Annotated in this window: 14 protein-coding genes, 2 tRNA genes and 1 pseudogene; 10 read left to right on the top strand and 7 right to left on the bottom strand. The window is 44.5% G+C overall.

The genetic code is table 11. From position 1 onward, the window contains the following. Positions 1-566: pseudogene (locus BSAG_RS0223500) on the top strand (RHS repeat-associated core domain-containing protein); the annotation flags it as partial. Between the two features lie 11 nt (positions 567-577). After that, positions 578-1039: a hypothetical protein gene (locus BSAG_RS03025; RefSeq protein ID WP_008997737.1), complete on the top strand. Its 462-nt coding sequence runs from the start codon at positions 578-580 to the stop codon at positions 1037-1039. A gap of 58 nt (positions 1040-1097) precedes the next feature. Here the strand turns inward: BSAG_RS03025 and BSAG_RS03030 are convergent, their stop codons facing one another. Further along, positions 1098-2147, bottom strand: coding sequence for a leucine-rich repeat domain-containing protein (locus tag BSAG_RS03030; protein ID WP_008770942.1), 1050 nt, complete (start codon positions 2145-2147; stop codon positions 1098-1100). Between the two features lie 103 nt (positions 2148-2250). On the opposite strand from BSAG_RS03030, the gene BSAG_RS03035 reads away from it, so the two are divergent. After that, positions 2251-3147 (top strand): CPBP family intramembrane glutamic endopeptidase, encoded by an 897-nt coding sequence (locus tag BSAG_RS03035; protein ID WP_004316326.1) that lies wholly within the window; start codon positions 2251-2253, stop codon positions 3145-3147. Here BSAG_RS03035 and BSAG_RS03040 read toward each other — a convergent pair. Continuing rightward, positions 3119-5251 carry a Tex family protein gene (locus BSAG_RS03040; protein ID WP_004316327.1) on the bottom strand — a complete coding sequence of 711 codons (2133 nt, stop codon included), beginning with the start codon at positions 5249-5251 and terminating at the stop codon, positions 3119-3121. The genes BSAG_RS03035 and BSAG_RS03040 overlap by 29 nt on opposite strands. Before the next feature lie 118 nt (positions 5252-5369). Here BSAG_RS03040 and BSAG_RS03045 point away from each other — a divergent pair, with 118 nt between their 5' ends. The 3 genes from BSAG_RS03045 to BSAG_RS03055 all read left to right on the top strand — a co-directional run bounded on the left by BSAG_RS03045 (position 5370) and on the right by BSAG_RS03055 (position 10041). Then, positions 5370-7304 (top strand): sensor histidine kinase, encoded by a 1935-nt coding sequence (locus tag BSAG_RS03045; RefSeq protein WP_004316328.1) that lies wholly within the window; start codon positions 5370-5372, stop codon positions 7302-7304. After that, positions 7301-9043, top strand: a complete 1743-nt coding sequence (locus tag BSAG_RS03050; protein WP_004316329.1) for a bifunctional metallophosphatase/5'-nucleotidase — start codon at positions 7301-7303, stop codon at positions 9041-9043. The genes BSAG_RS03045 and BSAG_RS03050 overlap by 4 nt, the downstream gene beginning before the upstream one ends. 95 nt (positions 9044-9138) lie before the next feature. Continuing rightward, the gene (locus BSAG_RS03055; RefSeq protein ID WP_004316330.1) at positions 9139-10041 is read left to right on the top strand and encodes a helix-turn-helix domain-containing protein; all 903 of its coding nucleotides are present in this window, start codon (positions 9139-9141) and stop codon (positions 10039-10041) included. A gap of 2 nt (positions 10042-10043) precedes the next feature. Here BSAG_RS03055 and BSAG_RS03060 read toward each other — a convergent pair whose 3' ends face one another. Continuing rightward, positions 10044-10628, bottom strand: a complete 585-nt coding sequence (locus BSAG_RS03060) for a Crp/Fnr family transcriptional regulator (protein ID WP_004316331.1) — start codon at positions 10626-10628, stop codon at positions 10044-10046. Positions 10629-10643: 15 nt separating this feature from the next. Between BSAG_RS03060 and BSAG_RS03065 the strand changes: the two genes are divergently transcribed. Continuing rightward, positions 10644-11465, top strand: coding sequence for a DUF3845 domain-containing protein (locus BSAG_RS03065; protein WP_008770943.1), 822 nt, complete (start codon positions 10644-10646; stop codon positions 11463-11465). Positions 11466-11667: 202 nt separating this feature from the next. Here the strand turns inward: BSAG_RS03065 and BSAG_RS03070 are convergent. The 4 genes from BSAG_RS03070 to BSAG_RS03085 form a co-directional block, all read right to left on the bottom strand. Further along, positions 11668-11739, bottom strand: a tRNA-Glu gene (locus tag BSAG_RS03070). A gap of 67 nt (positions 11740-11806) precedes the next feature. After that, a tRNA-Ser gene (locus tag BSAG_RS03075) sits at positions 11807-11893 on the bottom strand. A gap of 430 nt (positions 11894-12323) precedes the next feature. Further along, positions 12324-13751 (bottom strand): hypothetical protein, encoded by a 1428-nt coding sequence (locus BSAG_RS03080; RefSeq protein WP_004316333.1) that lies wholly within the window; start codon positions 13749-13751, stop codon positions 12324-12326. Then, positions 13726-15300: an AAA family ATPase gene (locus BSAG_RS03085; RefSeq protein ID WP_004316334.1), complete on the bottom strand. Its 1575-nt coding sequence runs from the start codon at positions 15298-15300 to the stop codon at positions 13726-13728. Before BSAG_RS03085 ends, BSAG_RS03080 begins: the two co-directional genes overlap by 26 nt. A 213-nt stretch (positions 15301-15513) precedes the next feature. Between BSAG_RS03085 and BSAG_RS03090 the strand changes: the two genes are divergently transcribed. The 3 genes from BSAG_RS03090 (at position 15514) to BSAG_RS03100 (ending at position 20056) form a co-directional block, all read left to right on the top strand. Further along, positions 15514-15960: a hypothetical protein gene (locus tag BSAG_RS03090; RefSeq protein ID WP_004316335.1), complete on the top strand. Its 447-nt coding sequence runs from the start codon at positions 15514-15516 to the stop codon at positions 15958-15960. 371 nt (positions 15961-16331) lie between these two features. Beyond that, complete coding sequence (locus BSAG_RS03095; RefSeq protein WP_008019318.1) at positions 16332-17996, top strand: putative transporter; 1665 nt, start codon at positions 16332-16334, stop codon at positions 17994-17996. Between the two features lie 65 nt (positions 17997-18061). Further along, a complete protein-coding gene (locus BSAG_RS03100) occupies positions 18062-20056 on the top strand; it encodes a fructose-bisphosphatase class III (protein ID WP_004316337.1) in 1995 nt (664 codons plus the stop codon). Positions 20057-20113: the final 57 nt, after the last annotated feature.

Genomic DNA, 20113 nt, shown 5'->3' with positions numbered 1-20113 from the left:
ATATTGACCCAGATGGAAAGCAAGTAATACCTGTTCCAATGCCTTATGCACCTCTTCCATTCTATTCTCCGATAACGTATCCTCAAAGTTATAATTTGCCTTCGGATCAACAAATAATGAGACATGCATCAGGAAAGTTTGCAGAAGTTGGACAAATAATAACAGATACTCCTAGGATGTCTTATGCTTTTGGTACTCTTTTATACTATCAAGCGAAGAATGCTATTAGTCCGGAATATGAGCATCAGCGAAATAGAGAAAGAAAAAGCAAAGAGGAACTGGATAGGAATCAGGCGAATGTCGCAAAAAGCATTGATACTAATGTATCGGGGATGATGCCTAATGGAGACCCGGCTCCGAAAAGAAATCCAAAAGATGGAGGAAAGAAAACAATGGTAGGTATGATTCTTGGGGCTATAGGAACATTGTCGAAGGAAACATTAGACGTTACCAACCCTGATCCGTCACAAGATTCTTATGAAGTCCATACAAAAAAAGTAGAAAAAAAAGAAATATATGGTCCAACTATATGGGAGGAGTATTTTGATTGGAAAATAAACTTTTAATTTATAAATATATGAGATATCTTTTAATAGCAATATATGAAAAAACAGCTTTGTTAGGTAGTATAATCCTAATTGCCTATCGTATCTTCTTGCCTTATATATATAAGATTCCTTATCTGTCATCCAGTGTACAGATAATATTCTTAATTTTTTGGGCGATTACATTAATAGGCGGAATGATGAGTTATTTATTTCCCTATATACGGACTCCTAAACGACCATTGAAAGCAGAAGGAATCATTCGGACATTTTATTTGAAATCAGATAAAATAATAATGCAAGTCTATTGTTATGTTTTTGGAGCGTATGCAATTTTTTATTTAGATCGGGTATCTGTATTATTTGATTATCTAATGTTACTTTTACTGGGAATGTTTCTCGGATATAAGATAGCAGTGAGAGCGAATAAATACTCATTGGATGAAACTAGCAAAAAGAAGCAAGTCAGTAAGAAAGAATCTCATACTCGCTAAGATAATTTTATCCCCTGATATGAATAACCAAGCGGTTTAATTCATATCAGGGGATTTTTTATTTCTTATAAACCAACTTACTCGGAACTCCCTCCCCGAACAAATTATCACCCAGCGTCGTAATCTTATTTCCGGTAGCCAACACATAGCGGAGATTATCGCATCCCATAAAAGCACCGAACTCGATAGCCGTCACACTGGCCGGCAGCTCCAACGTGCCGCAAAGGCGACCGCAGTTGCTAAATACCCGCTGTCCGATAGATTTCAGATTATGAGGTAATTTCATATTCAACAGATACTTCTTCTGTGCGAAAGTGAAGTCGGGGATAGCCGTTGCGTTCGTTCTGGAAATATCGACAGAGACGAGATTCGGCATATAATCGCGGATCAGTTTGAAGTCGGCGTTATCCAGCTTGCCCTCAACGGTCAGGAAGTTGATGTCTCTGGGTTGCAGTCCCGCTTTCAGGATCTCTTCTTCCAGTTTGCCCATGGCGCCCACTTGCAGGGTAGTCTCTACCGGTTCCCCCTCGATAAACGCAAAGTTCTGCCATCTGTCCTTGTAGCGGTAAGAGTCGCTGCTGCCCAGGGGGACGAAGATAGCGGTAACGCTGTCTGCCAACGCTTCCGGCAACAGGTTGGGAGCTGTCTTCTTGCGGATCTGGCAGATTTTCAGGTTCTCGCAACCTTTGAAGGCGGCATCTTCGATATTCTTTGTTTTCTCCGAAAGAATCACTTTCTCCAGCGTGGCTTTGCCTTTGGTCACTCCGTCCACCACATTCGAGAAAGCGTATGCAGGAATGAAGTTCGGCATATAAATATAGAATTTCCCGTTGGGATAAGTGCCCGCTTTTCCGCTGTACATCTTGATTTCAGCGTTCGAAATATCCAATACTTTCAGATTATCAAATTCGTCACGGAGATGGCGGAAGTCCTCCGCGTTCAGTTTGCCGGTCAGTGTGAGATGGGTGACACTGTTGGCTTCCTCTTCAGTCATCATGGAAATCAGCGTACCGGGCTTACTCACATAATACGTTTTACTCACTTGGGCGGCTGCTCCTAACGCATTAGCGGCCAATAAGAAACTTATCAATAGTAGTTTTATTTTCATAATTTTGTAGATTTGTTCTGACAAATATAGGAAAAATAGAGAATACATGATGTTTTTTTATGTTTTATATCTAATTTTGTAGCCGGATTAACAAATTGTAAAAATGGAGGCAGACAACATTGCTGGGGGCAAAGAACCCAAAAGACTTCCTGTGTGGGCTTGTATCCCGCTGTTTATTGTGATACTTTTCATCCTTCTTGGATTGTATGGTACGCTGGCCCGCGGATGTTTGTCGTTGGTGTTGGGTGTGGAAGCCCGCCATCCGGGAGTGATGGGATACATTATCCTCGAAGCCAGTATGCTGCTCGCCGTTCTAACCGCCGCCATTCCTATGCTCCGCTTCGAACGCCGTCCGTTTTCTGATTTGGGGCTCTCCTTAAAAGGACACGTCAAGGGACTGTGGTATGGCTTCCTGATGGCAATCCTGCTCTATCTGTTCGGCTTCGGAATCTCGTTCGTTTTGGGAGAGATAGAAGTCACCAGTTTCCAGTTCAAGCCGTTGGAGCTGCTGGGCTCGTGGGTGTTTTTCCTGCTGGTCGCCTTGTTCGAAGAAATACTGATGCGCGGCTATATCCTCGGACGCCTATTGCATACCACCATGAATAAATTCCTGGCGCTTTTCGTCTCGGCAGCGTTATTCGCCTTTATGCACATCTTCAATCCCGAAATAGCTTTCCTGCCTATGCTCAACCTGTTGCTGGCAGGTATGCTGCTGGGAGCTTCCTATCTATATACGCGGAACTTGTGTTTCCCTATCTCGCTTCATCTTTTCTGGAATTGGATTCAAGGCCCCATCCTCGGTTATCAGGTAAGCGGAAACAACTTCACCACCAGTATGCTGACTTTGCGTATGCCCGAAGAAAACGTACTGAATGGCGGAGCCTTCGGTTTTGAAGGCTCGCTCATTTGCACAGTACTTATGATTGTATTTACGATTCTGATCGTGTGGTGGGGAGAGAAAAGAGAAGCAATCAGTCTTGCGGTACCCCGATCATGCTAAGTTGAATTCGTTTCCGGTCATAATCTACATTCATCACCCTCACCATGACGTGCTGATGGATGGACACCACTTCTGTCGGGTCGGAAATGAACCGTTCCACTAATTGAGAAAGGTGTACAAGACCGTTCTCCTTAATTCCTATATCGACAAACGCCCCGAAATTGGTGATATTGCCTACAATGCCCGGAAGAATCATCCCTTCGCGCAAATCGGCTATGGTGCGTACGTTCTTGTCGAACTCGAAGACTTTGATAGCCTTGCGCGGGTCACGTCCCGGCTTGTCGAGCTCCTGCAGAATGTCCTGTAAGGTAGGCAGGCCGACGGTAGGAGTGATGTAGTCGGAAATATTGATCTTCCGGCGAAGTTCCTTGTCGGCTATCAACTCGTCGATGGTGCATTTCAGGTCTTTGGCCATTTGCTCTACGATGTGGTAACTTTCCGGATGCACGGCGGTATGATCCAACGGATTTTTAGCTCCGGGGATGCGAAGAAATCCTGCGCATTGCTCGAAGGCTTTGGCGCCCATGCGCGGCACTTTCATCAGTTCTTTCCGCGAACTGAAAGCTCCGTTTTCCGCCCGGTAATTGACAATGTTCTGTGCCAGTTGGGGGCCCAGACCGGATATATAAGTGAGCAGATGACTGCTTGCCGTATTGAGATTTACCCCGACTAGGTTCACGCAATTCTCTACCGTCTGATCGAGTGCTTTCTTCAGCTTCGTCTGGTCTACATCGTGCTGGTATTGCCCCACGCCGATGGACTTGGGATCTATCTTCACCAATTCTGCCAACGGATCCATCAGGCGGCGTCCGATGGAGACTGCCCCACGCACCGTTACGTCGTAATCCGGAAACTCGTCACGAGCAATTTTGGAAGCCGAATAAATGGAAGCCCCCTGCTCGCTGACTACAAACACGGGTATCTGGCGGTCGAAACTCTGACTGTTGATGAAATCTTCCGTCTCCCGGCTTGCCGTTCCGTTGCCGATGGAGATGGCTTCTATCTGGTAGGCCTCAATCATCTTGCGAAGTTTCGAAGCAGCCTCGCCGGTCTTGTTGATTGGAGGATGCGGATAGATATTCTCATTATGCAACAGATTGCCTTGTGCGTCGAGACAAACCACCTTACATCCGGTACGGAATCCGGGGTCGATGGCGAGCACCCGTTTTTGTCCCAATGGCGGAGCGAGAAGAAGTTGGCGGAGGTTTTCGGTGAATACGCGAATCGCTTCATCGTCGGCTTTCTCTTTGGATTGGGCGGCAAATTCTGTCTCAATGGAAGGCTTGAGCAACCGTTTGTAAGCATCCGTCGTGGCTTCGCCCACTTGCCGGCTACATTCGTTGTTGCCACGTACGAATTGGCGTTCCAAACGTTCGATGCAGGCCTCGTCGTCGGGATTGATAGACACTTTCAGCAACCCTTCCGACTCTGCCCGGCGGATGGCGAGCAGACGGTGGGACGTGCAACGTTTCAGTGGCTCGGAGAAATCGAAATAATCGCGGTATTTCGCTGCTTCTTCCTCTTTTCCTTTGACTAGTTTGGCCGTAATCTCTGCCTGTCGCCCAAACTGGTTACGTACCGCGTTGCGGGCACGCTCGTCTTCGTTCACCTGCTCCGCGATAATGTCACGCGCACCTTTCAGCGCGTCTTCCACATCTTTCACTTCACCTTTTACAAAGGAAGCAGCTTTGGCGCTAAGGTTGTTTTCCCGTTGCAACAGCAGGATGGTGGCAAGCGGCTCCAGCCCTTTCTGGCGGGCCACTTCGGCACGTGTCTTCCGTTTGGGTTTGTAAGGGAGGTATATATCTTCCAGTTCCGTCGGGTTCCAGGTGTCGTTGATGCGTTTCTCCAGTTCCGCAGTCAGTTTGCCCTGTTCGGTGATGGTGCCGAGAATCGTTTCTTTCCGTTTGGCTATGTCGCACAACTTATCGTGTTGCTCTTTGATCTGCTCTATTTGCACCTCATCCAGCCCGCCAGTGGCTTCTTTGCGGTATCGGCTGATGAAAGGAATCGTAGCACCTTCGCCCAAAAGATGGAGCGTGCTGCTTATTTGTCTTTCCGGTATGCCCAGAAATCCGGAAATCATCTTGTGAAATAATTCCATAATTTGTATTTTTTGACAGTAAATGAGCGACAAAAATACATATAAATCTGTTAAACCCGACAAGTTTTACTATATTTGCAACTCAATTAATGAATTAACACATCAAAACTGCATTATTATGCTGGGACGTCTTGGATATTTTTTTATCTGTTTTCTTTGGCTCCTGCAGTCATCGAAGGTCTTGGCTGTCTCTAACGATAAGAAACCTATTCTGATTATCTATTCTTATAATCCGGCAGCGCACCAAACATCGGTCACTATTTCCGATTATATGGATGAATATAGTAAGTTGGGAGGACAGCGCGACATCATCATCGAGAATATGAACTGTAAAAGCTTCTCGGAAGCTCCGCTATGGAGCAAAATGATGACACAGATTCTTGCTAAATATCAAGGGGAAAAGCATCCGGCGCAGATTATTTTGTTAGGTCAGGAAGCATGGGCCGCTTATTTGTCGCAGCGGGATGAAATGCAGGTGAAAGTGCCCGTGATGTGCAGTCTGGCCAGTAGCAACGTGGTGATATTGCCGGAAGATACCGTGGAAAGCCTGGATAGCTGGATGCCCGAATCTGTCGATCTCTTCGATGACCATCTGAATATCCCCGAACTCAAATCGGGATTTATCAACCAATATGATATAGAGGGTAATATTCAGGTGATTCAAGCCTTCTATCCGAAAACGAAACACATTGCCTTTATTTCGGACAACACGTATGGCGGAGTGACCATGCAAGCATTGGTGCGAAAAGAAATGAAGAAATTCCCCGATCTGGATTTGATTCTGATGGATGGACGGAAACATTCTATTTATACCATCGTTGAGGAGTTGAGGCAACTGCCCGAAAACACGGTGATCCTGGTAGGAACGTGGCGGGTGGATATGAACGAGGGGTATTTCATGAGAAATGCCACGTATGCCATGATGGAAGTTACCCCTACCATTCCGACTTTTACCCCTTCATCGGTGAGTCTCGGTCATTGGGCGATAGGAGGGGTGTTGCCCGACTACCGGAAAGTGGGTGGAGAAATGGCTATGGAGTCTGTACGGATGGATACGCACCCGCAGGATACGGTGAAACATCTTTCGGTAATCGGCTGCAAAGCGGTATTGGATAGCCGGAAGGTGAAGGAATGGGGGCTGGATCCGGCAGTATTGCCTTTTAAAGTGCAGCTTGTCAACCAGCCGGTTTCGTTCTATCAGCAATATACTTATCAGATATGGTCTGCCTGTGCTTTGTTTGTGATACTGGTGCTCGGCTTGTGCATCTCTCTCTTCTATTATTTCCGTACGAAACGCCTGAAAGATGAGCTGCTGAAATCGGAGAAGGACTTGCGCGTAGCAAAAGACAGGGCGGAAGAGTCCAATCGTCTGAAGAGTGCTTTCCTTGCCAATATGAGCCATGAGATACGGACACCGTTGAATTCGATTGTAGGATTCTCGGATGTATTGGCCGTTGGCGGTAGCACGGAGGAGGAACAGCAGTCTTATTATCAGATTATCAAAACCAATTCGGATTTGTTGCTTCGACTGATTAACGATATTCTCGACCTTTCACGTCTGGAGGCCAACCGGGTGACGCTGACTTGGGAGGAATGTGACGTGGTGCAATTGTGCAGCCAGGTGGTGGCGTCTGTTAGTTTTTCGCGGCAGTCGTCGGAAAACCAGTTCTTGTTTACCACTTCTTTCGAATCTTTCCGGATGGTGACGGATGTGCAGCGTATGCAGCAAGTGATGATTAACCTGCTTTCCAACGCCAACAAGTTTACGAAGTGCGGTAAGATCACATTGGACTTTTCTGTGAACGAGGAAACGCAAATGGCTGTCTTCTCGGTGACGGACACCGGATGCGGTATCCCGAAAGAAAAACAGGGACTTGTGTTCGAGCGTTTTGAGAAACTGAATGAATATGCCCAGGGTACCGGACTGGGATTGTCTATCTGTAAATTGATTGTGCACAAATGGAAAGGAAGTATATGGATCGACCCTGACTATACCGGTGGGGCGCGGTTTGTATTCTCTCATCCGTTAAATCTAAATATAGAAAAAGAATGAAACGAATCGTATTAATTTATGGCTTGCTTCTCTGCCTCGCTCTGTCTGTTGCGGCGCAGGAAAAGGTGGTGAAACTGAAGATTGTAGAAACAAGTGATGTACATGGCAATTATTATCCTTATAATTTTATAACCCGCCACGAATGGAAGGGGAGTCTCGCACGGGTTTATTCTTTCGTGCAGAAAGAGCGCGAACAATATAAGGAGAATCTGATATTGCTGGATAACGGCGATATTTTGCAGGGACAGCCCACTGCCTATTACTATAATTATATAGATACGGTGTCTCCCCATCTTTGCTCGGAAATGATGAATTATATGAAGTATGATGCCGGCAACATGGGTAACCATGACGTGGAAACGGGACGTGCCGTTTTCGACCGTTGGATCGCCACTTGTGATTTCCCAGTGTTGGGTGCCAACATCATAGATACATCTACGGGACAGCCCCATCTGGCTCCTTACAAAGTGTTGGAACGTGATGGCGTGAAGATCGTGGTATTGGGAATGATTACCCCTGCCATCCCTGCATGGCTCTCCGAAAACCTGTGGAAAGGATTGCGTTTTGACGATATGGAAGAGACGGCACGCAAATGGATGAAGGTTATCCGTGAAAAAGAGAACCCGGATTTGGTGATCGGCTTGTTCCATGCCGGACAGGAGGCTTTCAAAATGTCGGGCAAATACAACGAGAACGCTTCTCTCAACGTAGCGAAGAATGTGCCGGGATTCGATATCGTATTGATGGGGCACGATCATTCCCGCGAATGTAAGAAGGTGATGAATGTTGCCGGAGACTCGGTGTTGATTATCGATCCGGCCAGCAATGGGATTGTTTTGTCTAATGTAGATGTGACCTTGAAACTGAAAGATGGAAAGGTGCAGAGCAAGGATATCAAGGGTGTCTTGACGGAAACGGAGGCTTACGGAATCAGCGAGGACTTTATGAAGCGTTTTGCCCCGCAATATGAAACGGTGCAGAAGTTCGTTTCAAAGAAGATCGGCACTTTTACCGAAAGTATCTCCACTCATCCTGCTTTCTTCGGCCCTTCTGCCTTTATCGACCTGATACATACCTTGCAGCTCGACATCACCGGTGCCGACATCTCGTTTGCCGCTCCGCTTTCGTTTGACTCGGAAATAAAGAAGGGGGATGTATTTGTGAGTGATATGTTCAATTTATATAAGTATGAGAACATGCTGTATGTGATGACTCTGTCCGGAAAGGAGATTAAGGATTTCTTGGAGATGTCTTATTATATGTGGACGAACCGGATGAAATCGCCGGAAGATCATCTGCTCTGGTTCAAGGAGAAACGTCGTGAAGGCGCGGAGGATAGAGCGTCTTTCCAGAATTATAGTTTTAATTTTGACTCGGCTTCGGGCATTATTTATACGGTGGATGTCACTAAACCGCAGGGCGAGAAGATAACGATCACAAGCATGGCTGATGGTTCTCCTTTCCGCATGGATAAGATATATAAGGTGGCCTTGAATTCTTATCGTGGCAATGGTGGCGGAGAATTGCTGACGAAAGGGTCGGGCATCCCGCAGGAGAAGTTGAAAGACCGCATTATTTTCTCTACGGATAAGGATCTCCGTTTCTACCTGATGAATTACATTGAGGAGAAAGGAACGATGGACCCGAAAGCGCTCAATCAGTGGAAGTTTGTTCCGGAAAAGTGGACGGTGCCGGCTGCCAAACGTGATTATGAATATCTGTTCCGGTCTGTTCGATAAGTATCTAAAAGTGTTCATTATGTCCGATAATGCTCCCGATTGGCTTGTATATCTGATTAAATGCTGGTATATTTGTCGCCAAAAAAAGAGAGAGTATGGATATTCAAAGTGTTCCGAAAGTAGGTATTTCTTCGGTAGTTCATTCTAAACATATAGATGCCGACAACATTGATGTTGTTGATAATGATATAGCGCTTTTCGATACGGAGAGCGTTATATCGTTGTATAACGGGCCTACCAAACTGGAAGTGTTGACGGTGGGGCTTTGTCTGGAGGGTACCGGTACTTTTAAGATCAGTCTGCGTGAATTTCAATTGTGTCCCGGATTGATGGTGATAGCACTGCCTAATCAGATTATCGAGCAGCGGTATTTCAGTCACGATTTTAAAGGCATTTTCTTTGCTGTGTCGAAGAACTTGCTGGAGACGTTGCCTAAGATCGGAAATGTGCTTTCTTTGTTTTTCTATCTGAAAGATTATCCGTGTTTCGACCTCACTCCGCACGAGCAGGAGGTGGTGAAGGAGTATCACGCGTTTATCAGGAAACGGTTGAGGAATAAGGAGGCTTTATACCGTAGGGAAGTGGTAATGGGACTGATGCAGGGGTTCTTTTTCGAACTTTGCACTATTTTTACTAATCATGCGCCTGCAAACGCTACTACGATGAGGAACAAAAGCCGGAAAGAGTATATCTTCGAACGCTTTTATGAGTCTCTAGTGGAGTCTTACCAGTCTGAACGCAGCGTAAAATACTATGCCGACCAACTGTGTCTGACGCCGAAACATCTTTCGGGAGTAGTGAAAGAAGTCAGCGGAAAAACGGTGGGAGAGTGGATTGATGAGTTGGTGATTCTGGAAGCGAAAGCCCTCCTGAATTCTTCAAGTATGAATATACAGGAGATTGCCGACCGGCTGAATTTTGCAAACCAATCTTTCTTCGGGAAATATTTCAAGCATTACACCGGTATGTCTCCAAAAGAATACCGGAAAAGCCGCTAAAATCATAGAACACCGGAGCGTACACGGCTTAGTGTCTCCGGTGTCATTAGAAGATAGGAAGCGATGTGTGCCAGAGGCGCGCGTTTGATGATTTCCGGATGTGTTTCGAGCAGGAGGTTATAACGTTCGCGAGCGGACTCGAAACGCCAGGAGTCTGCTTTAACCTGTGATACAATTAAAGAGTATTCCAATATCTTTTGATAGAACATGTTGATTTCCCAGTTCTCCCTCGCTAATTTTTGTATCATGTCGCGGGGGAATAAGTAAATAATGGAAGGTTCAAGAGTTTCTACGATTAGCCGGGTGGGTACTTGTTTCAGAAAACTTTCAATGCACATCACGATACATCCTTCGTATGAGAAATGTTCGGTCACGTCTTTCCCGTTTTTGTAATAGTACTGCCTAAGCATGCCTTTTCCTACAAAAACAAGTTCGTGGGCTACTTCTCCTTCGTTGAGCGCTATGGCTCCTTTGGGGAATTCTTCACGAATCAGTATGCTTTCTATCTGCCGTCTTCCTTCTATACTCATCTCCGGAAAGCGGGAATTGACAACAGCATTTACAGTCTCTCTTAATAGTGTATCCATGTCTTTTCTGTCTTGATGTGTGCAAAAATACTAAAAACGGTTGACATAAATCAAGGGTGGTATAAAAAAGATGTATCTTTGTCCGCAAAATCAAGAAGTAAGGTGATTATGAATAAGATAATAGGCTTGACAGTGTTGCTGTTTTGTTTGAGTGGCTGCGTAAGGGATAATGATGCTATTTATTATCCGGTTGGCAACGTGGATGTGGAAAGAGGCGGTCCGGCTTTGGAGGCAGGAAAGGGAGATTTGATAGCCCGAAGTTATAATACCGAAGATTATGTGTTGGACACGCTTGCGCAATATCCGGGTGACCCGACTCTCGGTAAACTGACATTTATGATTAACCTGAAAAATCAGTCGGCGGATCGGGAAGTAGATGGATTTAATGGCGTCGGCCGGTCTGAACTAACGATGAGCCTTGGATATAAAGACGGTAACTATCCGGTAGAAAGTCAAGTCCCTGTTTATACCTCGTCTGATGTGACTGCCAGTTATGCAATCAAACTCCGCTTGAAAGGGGAACTGACCTTAACGGGAGACGAATGGATGATTGACTATATGTATGCCCAATTAGCGGGCTTATTCCAGCCTTATCCGCCTACGTCTTTCCCGGAAGTGTTTATGTGTAAAGGAGGTGAGCAACCATTCGCTACTTTCGATTCTTTCCGTAGAACCTGGACGTTTGATATAACCTATGATCGTTCCAACCTTTCTTTCAGCCAACTGTATTTCAACTTGTTCGTAAACCTGGCTGGGCAGAAGAGGGAAGAAAGAGTCCGGTTGAGAATAGATAAAGAATCTTACTTTGAGATCTATAAAGAAAAAGAGGAAATGTAGTTTAGCTGCATTTCCTCTTTTTCTTTGTAGGTAGGTACATTAATGGGATAGCACGATAACTATGCGAGATGAAAATTTGCGCAAAATTTGCATTTTTCTTTTGAAAATACCTCTTTATATCGCTTAAAAACGATATTTTGAGATAAATATAAGGCAATAAAAAAGCCCCTTACTTGTTAGTAAGAGGCTGATAATCAGATAGTAGTGGGTACGAGAATCGAACTCGTATTACATGCGTGAGAGGCATGTGTCCTAACCGTTAGACGAACCCACCGGAGTTTGATAGATTAAAAAGAGCCAAGTCTTTAAAACTTAGCTCTTTTTTATATTGAGATTTTTTGCGGAAGCTGGGGGATTCGAACCCCCGGTACCCTTACGAGTACGTCAGTTTAGCAAACTGGTGGTTTCAGCCACTCACCCAAACTTCCTTGAACCCGCATTCTCTCTCAAATGCGGTGCAAATATAGGGGGAACTTTTGGACTACGCAAATCTTTTAGCAAGATTTTTTTTACCTGTTTTTTGTAAAATGAGATAACCTGCTATGTTTCAAATGTTAAACGGAAGATTTTTTTTTTCGAAAGCTTTTAATTTTTATCGATGGAATGGGAACTTGAAACATATTGACGCTATCCGCTTATTATAGTGACGGTATCTTCATGGGATAGGGTAAACATCCGGATGGGATAGTGACGGTATATTTGACGTAAGAAAAGGACATAAAAAAAGGCTATCTATCCCAGACAGCCAATCTTTTTGTTAACCTTAAATCTAATACTATGAAAAACACAGTACAAATATACGGACTTCTGTCAACTTTGCAAATAAAACAAGAAAAAAGAGATGTTTTATAACATTGATTAATTATTTGATTCCTCAATTCTATTTTTATTAAGACTTTCGGCGTTTTGAATGCTATATTCCCAATATTTATCACATAATTTCAGATAGCTGGTCTCGGCACTCTTGCCACCTAAAGAAATAGCGTACATCTTTGTCTGTTTCGCTTTTGCGTGTTCGATGGTCCGGGATAGTAGTTGATCGACAGGACGCATCTCAAAGTCCGATACGGTGATAATGTCCGCTTCCATATATCCTTCTTCGCTGATCTTCCGCAAAGCATGCGTGATAACAGGTTCCATATCAGTTCCGCCATGAAAGGATTGGCATAAGAAATCGACCAGGCGATCGAAACTGCCGCCTAAATCTGTGATTTCAATGCACTCGATATCATCGGAAAACAGGATGACGTAACATTTTCGGTGTTGCACTTCCGTCAGTTCGGCAATGGCAAGTAGGGTGGATTTCGCGATTCTTTCCCGTTCGCCTGCCATGGAACCGGAAGTGTCCAGACAAACAATGAAAGGGCCTTCGGCTTCTTCGGAAACTTCGTTCCCTATTGTTTTCTTGTCGTTGATGGTTTGCTTTTCGTGTGATTGATAGTCGATGACTTGCAATCTCTTCTCAATGAAACGCTCAAAGAAAATGGGTTGCAGACTTTTTTCGGCCAGATAACAATATTCCAAGGGAAGAAGGCTGTTTAAGTCGTTTCCTTCGCAAATACCTGTAATATCGCTTCGGGTGGCATGAGATATAATTTGTTCCCGATGAATACCGGCAGTCATTTTGAAACGTTTCCGGCTGCTTTGGTGTTTCTTGCCCAAGATTTCTACCAGTTCACGGATAACGGGATTTCGTTTGATCGTTTCTTCGTATTCTAAAATCTGTTCTGCTATCTGTTTATGGTTGCGGAGTAACCAGACGAGGCGTGAGCCGCCACGCACCGGAAGGTTTTTGGCAAGTGATAGCTGAAGACGGTAGAAATCATCACAAAGCCGCTCGATATGTTCCATCTGATAGTTGAACTCGTTGTTCGAGAGCAGTGTGTGCCATTTGTCGAAGAAGAGAGTCCGCAACGCTTTCCATTCTTTAGAGCGTGGGCTGATTGCGTCAAAACGCTGGAGGTAGTATTTTACGTTGAGGTCTACCAGGTGATATTTCATTGAGAACGTGTAGGCGCTGTTTTTCAGGAAATGGAGAAACTTGGTGTCGGATGCTTCATTCATTTCATGAAAGTATTCCCATTGCGACGCGTAGTGGGAGTAGAAATCTTGCAGGGAGGGTTGCGTGTGACGAAAATACCGGTGAATATCCGCATCCAGTTCTTCGGGACGGATAATCAGGTTGTGCAGTTGTTCGTCGTACACATCGTAGGCTATTCCCTGCAATTTCTCATAATAAATGTCTTGCAGGTGTTTGAGCCTAATACTCTCTGTTCTCTTGTTCATGGGCATGAGCGATGATGCGGAGTTCGTTCCGGTAATTCTCTATGATATGTGCAGTCTCTCCTAAAATTCGTTTGATCTTGCTTTTTTGCGATGAGCTTAAGAAGAGATGCTCTTTTGTATATGCTGTTTCCCGTTCGGAGATTGTTTTATATTCCACCTCCATTTGATGGAGCAAGTCGATCACTTCCTGCAATGTAAATTCGAACGGAGTGTTGCCATCCTGTTGTGCAGGCAAAGGATTACAATTGTCATAACATAGTAACGGATATTCCTGATTGTTGACGAAAACAGACCGTCTTCCTTTTCGGAGGGAATAGATATTCTTTTGCGCGATATTTCTGTTTTTTACAAAATCGTAGGCTTTTAGGATTTTGTTAACCGGACGGAATTTATCCTGTTGGATATAAAATAGCCGGTTGCTGTCTTTCTTCAAAGACTGGTAATCGGAAGCAAAAATGAGTAGATTTCCGGCAATGTGATAACCTTCTATGCGATGATAGAAGGTGTCTACGACCTGGATTCCCGGATCGCTAAGTTCACGCAGGCTGTGTTCGGACTTCATGTTTTCTTTCAGTGTGTCCAATTTTTGTTCCAACCGTTTTTCTCCTAACAGATAGGTGTTGATGCCTCGTGCTATCGACTGTTCTACAATCTCTTCTATAATGGGGAGCTGCGAAATTTCATCCCATAGGCAGGCGCTCATTAACAGGCAGTCGGAGAAATGAATTCCCGGAGATTCATTCAGATAAGCCGATGTGCGGAGCAGACCTACTATTTTCTTCCAGCGGCGGTCGGATACATAGATGGGAGGGGTGTTTTCATCCCGTCCTGTGTTATATTGTTCAATTTCTCGTTTGATATTGTGAATCAGCTCGAAGATAGTATAGTGAATACCTACTTTTTCGCTTTCAGCTTGTATCTGGTTGTATAATTCATCGTTCACCTGGAGTTTTTCCGGGATTTCAGGTTCTATCTCCCGCGTAGAAGAAATCATCTGATCGAACGCATATTCCTGTTCGATACATCCGACAAACTGACGGATCAGGAAACGGTCGTATAAGGCTTCCAGTCCTTCACCTTTTGCCGGCAGTTCGTTGGAAGCGGCAATCAATGCTTTCAGGGGTACACGCACTGTAAATTGTCCGTTGCGGTATATCTTTTCATTGATTACCGTCAAAAGGGAATTTTGGATAGCAGGGCCGGCCTTCCATATTTCATCCAGAAAGACAATTGATGCTGTCGGCAGGTATCCTTTTGTGATGCGTTCGTACGTATCTTCATCCTTCAATTTTGAAATGGAGACGGGGCCGAATATTTCGTCCGGTGTACTGAAGCGGGACATCAGATACTCAAAAGCATCTGCGTCTTTAAATGCCAGTTTGAGCCTGCGTGCTACCAAACTTTTAGCTACTCCCGGAGGGCCCAGCAGAAAGATACTTTCCCCTGCCATGGCGGATAGTAGAGACAGTGCGATGGTATGCTCTTTTTCGAATACTCCTTCGTTGAGGGACTTCAATAATTGGGTGATATGTGATTTGATAGACTTCATGCGACGGATAATTTCATGTGTTGTTAGCAAGAGGCAAAGATACAAGAATTCTTTGAAATAGACTTCACCGGAGGGATTTACTCCTAGATTTAGGCAATTTCCTCCCGATAAGTAGGAGTTTTCAGTTTCATGGGGAAAAATCATTCTCTACTTTTGTTCTATCGAAAGATAAATGATATATAATAATTAGAGAACCATTAAAAATAAAGGAATATGAAAACGAGCACATTTAAATACTTCGGTTTGGCGTTGATGGCTATATTGATGGTAAGTTTTACCTCTTGCGAAGTGGAAATAGACAGTTTCTATGATGATGATAATAATGGTGCAGGGTACTATAACCGTTCGGCTGATTTATGTAGCCGTACCTGGGTTAGTTTCTACCGCGACATGGACGGTAACTATTGCCGTCAGGAACTGGACTTCTTTTTAGACCGTACCGGAATCGACTATATACGGGTGGAATATCCTAATGGAGCAGTCGATCAATATGAATATAATTTCCGTTGGAGTTGGGAAAATTATGCACAGACTTCCATTCGTATGTCATACGGACCGAATGATGTTTCATACCTGGATGATGTATATATCGGTGGAAACAGATTGAGCGGTTATCTGGACGGACGAAATAACTTTGTGGAGTTTCAAGGGAAAAGATGAGACGTGAAGCAAGATGAAGCGTAAAGCAGGAAGAAACGTGAAGCAGGAAGAAAAAAGAAAAGGTTAAGAAATTAGGAGAGATAAAGAAATTAGAAAAAGATAAAGAGATAGGTAAGCGTAAAGGAAGAAACAGGTAAAAAAGCATCGTTGGAAGGATAACAAGATGCGGGTAAAAAGAGAAAGGATAAGATTGTTAAGATAGAAATATAACAGGTATTGGGAGCAAAATAACAGGTAACAGTGTAAAAGGGTAATCAATAAGATTTCAGGATATATGAATCAGGGTATAATTGGGGCGCGAAATGAAAGCTTAAAAGTTTTGAACCGGACTAAATAGTTTTTATCTTTGCGCCCTATTAGTTTTTATATACATGGAGTGGTTATATAGTCTATTCATCGAACATTCTGCCTTACAGGCTGTTGTGGTACTTTCACTGATTTCTGCCATTGGTTTGGGCTTGGGAAGAGTGCATTTCTGGGGAGTTTCCCTGGGAGTCACTTTTGTTTTTTTTGCGGGTATCCTGGCCGGCCATCTCGGGCTTTCGGTCGATCCGCAGATGTTAAACTACGCAGAAAGTTTCGGACTGGTCATTTTCGTTTATTCCCTCGGGCTACAAGTCGGTCCCGGTTTTTTTAGCTCTTTCCGTAAAGGCGGGGTAACGCTGAATATGTTGGCGTTGGGAGTAGTTCTACTGGGAACGTTGTTGACGGTGGTGGCTAGTTATGCAACGGGTGTCTCTCTTCCTGATATGGTGGGCATCCTTTGTGGAGCAACGACAAACACTCCGGCATTGGGAGCTGCGCAACAAACTCTGAAACAGATGGGAATAAACAGCAGTACGCCTGCTTTAGGATGTGCGGTGGCCTATCCGATGGGAGTAGTCGGCGTAATTCTTGCCGTTTTATTAATCCGCAAAGTATTGGTCCGCAAAGAAGACTTGGAGATAAAAGAGAAAGACGATGCGAACAAAACTTATATTGCAGCGTTTCAAGTACACAATCCTGCTATTTTCAATAAAAGTATCAAGGATATAGCTCGTATGAGTTACCCGAAGTTTGTCATATCCCGTTTGTGGCGTGACGGACATGTCAGTATTCCGACTTCAGACAAGATTCTGAAAGAAGGCGACCGTCTGCTGGTGGTAACTGCGGAAAAAGACGCTTTGGCCCTGACAGTGCTTTTTGGTGAACAGGAAAATACAGATTGGAATAAAGAGGACATTGACTGGAATGCGATTGACAGCGAATTGATCTCGCAGCGTATCGTTGTCACCCGTCCCGAACTGAATGGTAAGAAACTCGGTGCACTCCGGTTGAGAAACCATTACGGAATTAACATCAGCCGTGTTTACCGGTCGGGGGTGCAACTGCTTGCTACTCCGGGATTGATACTTCAGTTGGGCGACCGCCTGACAGTAGTGGGCGAGGCTGCTGCTATCCAGAATGTGGAGAAAGTATTGGGAAATGCCGTGAAAAGCCTGAAAGAACCCAATCTGGTTGTTATATTTATCGGTATCGTGCTTGGTTTGGCACTGGGGGCTATTCCTTTCTCTTTTCCGGGTGTCAGTACTCCTGTGAAGTTGGGATTAGCGGGCGGACCGATCATTGTCGGTATCCTTCTGGGGACTTTTGGACCACGGATACACATGATTACCTATACCACCCGTAGTGCGAACCTGATGTTGCGTGCCTTGGGACTTTCCATGTACCTTGCTTGTCTGGGACTGGATGCCGGAGCTCACTTTTTCGATACCGTATTCCGTCCGGAAGGCTTATTATGGATTGGTTTGGGAGCCGGATTGACTATCATTCCAACAGTGTTGGTTGGATTCGTGGCCTTCAAGATGATGAAGATCGATTTCGGTTCTGTATCCGGTATGTTGTGCGGAAGTATGGCAAATCCGATGGCACTGAACTATGTAAACGATACAATCCCCGGCGACAACCCATCCGTAGCCTATGCGACTGTTTATCCGCTATGTATGTTCCTGCGGGTAATTATCGCCCAAGTGTTGTTGATGTTCTTGTTAAATTGAGAATGGTACATTGCTGAATCGTAATTAGTAACTAGTAAATTGTAAATAGTAAAATAGTAAATAAAATGACTGCTCAAAGTAACATAACTCCTGAAAGCATTGTGGGCGATCTCCGTTACCTGCAACTGCTTTCCCGAAGTTTTCCTACGATTGCCGATGCTAGTACGGAAATAATCAATCTGGAGGCTATCTTAAATCTACCTAAAGGGACAGAGCATTTCCTGACTGACATTCATGGAGAATACGAAGCTTTTCAGCACGTACTGAAAAACGCTTCAGGTGCGGTAAAACGTAAAGTAAATGAAATATTCGGCAACACTCTCCGCGAGGCTGAAAAGAAAGAAATCTGCACGTTGATTTACTATCCCGAAGAGAAACTTCAATTAGTGAAAGCCCGTGAAAAGGACCTGGATGATTGGTATCTGATTACCCTGAACCAACTGGTGAAGGTCTGTCAGAATGTATCTTCCAAATATACCCGTTCGAAGGTTCGTAAATCGCTGCCTGCCGAGTTCTCATATATTATTCAGGAATTATTGCACGAATCTTCCATCGAGCCGAACAAGCATGCCTATATCAATGTAATTATCAGTACGATTATCACTACCAAGCGTGCCGACGATTTCATTATCGCTATGTGCAATCTGATTCAGCGTCTGACTATTGACTCTCTTCATATCGTAGGCGATATTTACGACCGTGGTCCTGGCGCGCATATCATCATGGATACGTTGTGCAATTACCATAACTTCGATATTCAATGGGGAAATCATGATATTCTCTGGATGGGTGCAGCTTCCGGTAACGACAGCTGTATTGCCAACGTGATACGTATGTCCATGCGCTACGGCAACCTGGGCACGCTTGAAGACGGATACGGAATCAATCTGCTTCCATTGGCTACTTTTGCAATGGATACGTATGCCGATGATCCTTGCACCATCTTCATGCCGAAGATGAATTTTGCCGACGCTCATTATAATGAGAAGACTCTGCGCTTGATAACTCAAATGCATAAAGCCATTACCATTATCCAGTTTAAGCTGGAAGCCGAAATTATCGACCGTCGTCCGGAGTTTGGGATGACCAACCGTAAACTGCTGGAAAAGATTGATTTTGAGCGTGGCATCTTTGTATACGAAGGAAAAGAATATGCTTTGCGCGATACCAACTTCCCGACCGTAGATCCTGCCGATCCTTACCGGTTGACGGAAGAAGAACGCGAATTGGTAGAAAAGATTCATTATTCATTTATGAATAGTGAAAAGCTGAAGAAACACATGCGTTGCCTGTTTACATACGGCGGAATGTATCTGGTTTCAAATTCGAATCTTCTTTATCACGCTTCTGTCCCTCTGAATGAGGATGGCAGCTTTAAGCATGTCAAAATACGTGGTAAGGAATATTGGGGGCGTAAATTGCTGGATAAAGCCGATCAACTGATTCGTACTGCGTACTTCGATGAAGAAGGGGAGGAGGATAAGGAATTTGCTATGGATTACATTTGGTATATGTGGTGTGGTCCGGAAGCTCCCTTGTTCGATAAGGATAAGATGGCAACTTTTGAGCGTTATTTCGTAGAAGATAAAGAATTGCATAAAGAGAAGAAAGGTTATTATTATACATTGCGTAACCGGGAAGATGTCTGCGATCAGATTTTGGCAGAGTTTGGCGCTTCCGGCCCTCACTCGCATATCATCAACGGGCATGTGCCTGTGAAAACGATTCAGGGAGAACAGCCAATGAAAGCCAATGGCAAGCTTTTCGTTATTGATGGCGGATTCTCAAAAGCTTATCAGCCGGAAACGGGAATTGCGGGATATACGCTTGTTTATCACTCTCATGGTATGCAGCTTGTGCAGCACGAGCCGTTCCAGTCTCGTCAGAAAGCTATCGAAGAGGGGCTTGATATCAAATCTACCAACTTTGTCTTGGAATTCAATTCGCAACGGATGATGGTGAAAGATACCGATAAAGGAAAAGAACTGGTGACCCAAATACAGGATTTGAAGAAATTGCTCGTTGCTTATCGTACCGGTCTGATAAAAGAAAAGGTATAATTAGTAATCAGTATGCTCAAAGTTGCACGTTTCTGAATTTATTCACCACAGAGGACG

Source organism: Bacteroides sp. D1, assembly GCF_000157095.2.
GTDB lineage: Bacteria > Bacteroidota > Bacteroidia > Bacteroidales > Bacteroidaceae > Bacteroides > Bacteroides xylanisolvens.
Note: the sequence above shows the minus strand (reverse complement) of the source record. Positions and strands in the feature narration are given on the sequence as shown.

What these genes read in the sequence shown, in the direction of transcription:
- BSAG_RS03080 (WP_004316333.1), bottom strand. Translation starts at nt 13,751, where the DNA reads ATGAACAAGAGAACAGAGAGTATTAGGCTCAAACACCTGCAAGACATT.
- BSAG_RS03060 (WP_004316331.1), bottom strand. Translation starts at nt 10,628, where the DNA reads ATGGATACACTATTAAGAGAGACTGTAAATGCTGTTGTCAATTCCCGC.
- BSAG_RS03065 (WP_008770943.1), top strand. Translation starts at nt 10,644, where the DNA reads ATGTGTGCAAAAATACTAAAAACGGTTGACATAAATCAAGGGTGGTAT.
- BSAG_RS03025 (WP_008997737.1), top strand. Translation starts at nt 578, where the DNA reads ATGAGATATCTTTTAATAGCAATATATGAAAAAACAGCTTTGTTAGGT.
- BSAG_RS03030 (WP_008770942.1), bottom strand. Translation starts at nt 2,147, where the DNA reads ATGAAAATAAAACTACTATTGATAAGTTTCTTATTGGCCGCTAATGCG.
- BSAG_RS03090 (WP_004316335.1), top strand. Translation starts at nt 15,514, where the DNA reads ATGAAAACGAGCACATTTAAATACTTCGGTTTGGCGTTGATGGCTATA.
- BSAG_RS03045 (WP_004316328.1), top strand. Translation starts at nt 5,370, where the DNA reads ATGCTGGGACGTCTTGGATATTTTTTTATCTGTTTTCTTTGGCTCCTG.
- BSAG_RS03085 (WP_004316334.1), bottom strand. Translation starts at nt 15,300, where the DNA reads ATGAAGTCTATCAAATCACATATCACCCAATTATTGAAGTCCCTCAAC.
- BSAG_RS03050 (WP_004316329.1), top strand. Translation starts at nt 7,301, where the DNA reads ATGAAACGAATCGTATTAATTTATGGCTTGCTTCTCTGCCTCGCTCTG.
- BSAG_RS03100 (WP_004316337.1), top strand. Translation starts at nt 18,062, where the DNA reads ATGACTGCTCAAAGTAACATAACTCCTGAAAGCATTGTGGGCGATCTC.
- BSAG_RS03095 (WP_008019318.1), top strand. Translation starts at nt 16,332, where the DNA reads ATGGAGTGGTTATATAGTCTATTCATCGAACATTCTGCCTTACAGGCT.
- BSAG_RS03040 (WP_004316327.1), bottom strand. Translation starts at nt 5,251, where the DNA reads ATGGAATTATTTCACAAGATGATTTCCGGATTTCTGGGCATACCGGAA.
- BSAG_RS03035 (WP_004316326.1), top strand. Translation starts at nt 2,251, where the DNA reads ATGGAGGCAGACAACATTGCTGGGGGCAAAGAACCCAAAAGACTTCCT.
- BSAG_RS03055 (WP_004316330.1), top strand. Translation starts at nt 9,139, where the DNA reads ATGGATATTCAAAGTGTTCCGAAAGTAGGTATTTCTTCGGTAGTTCAT.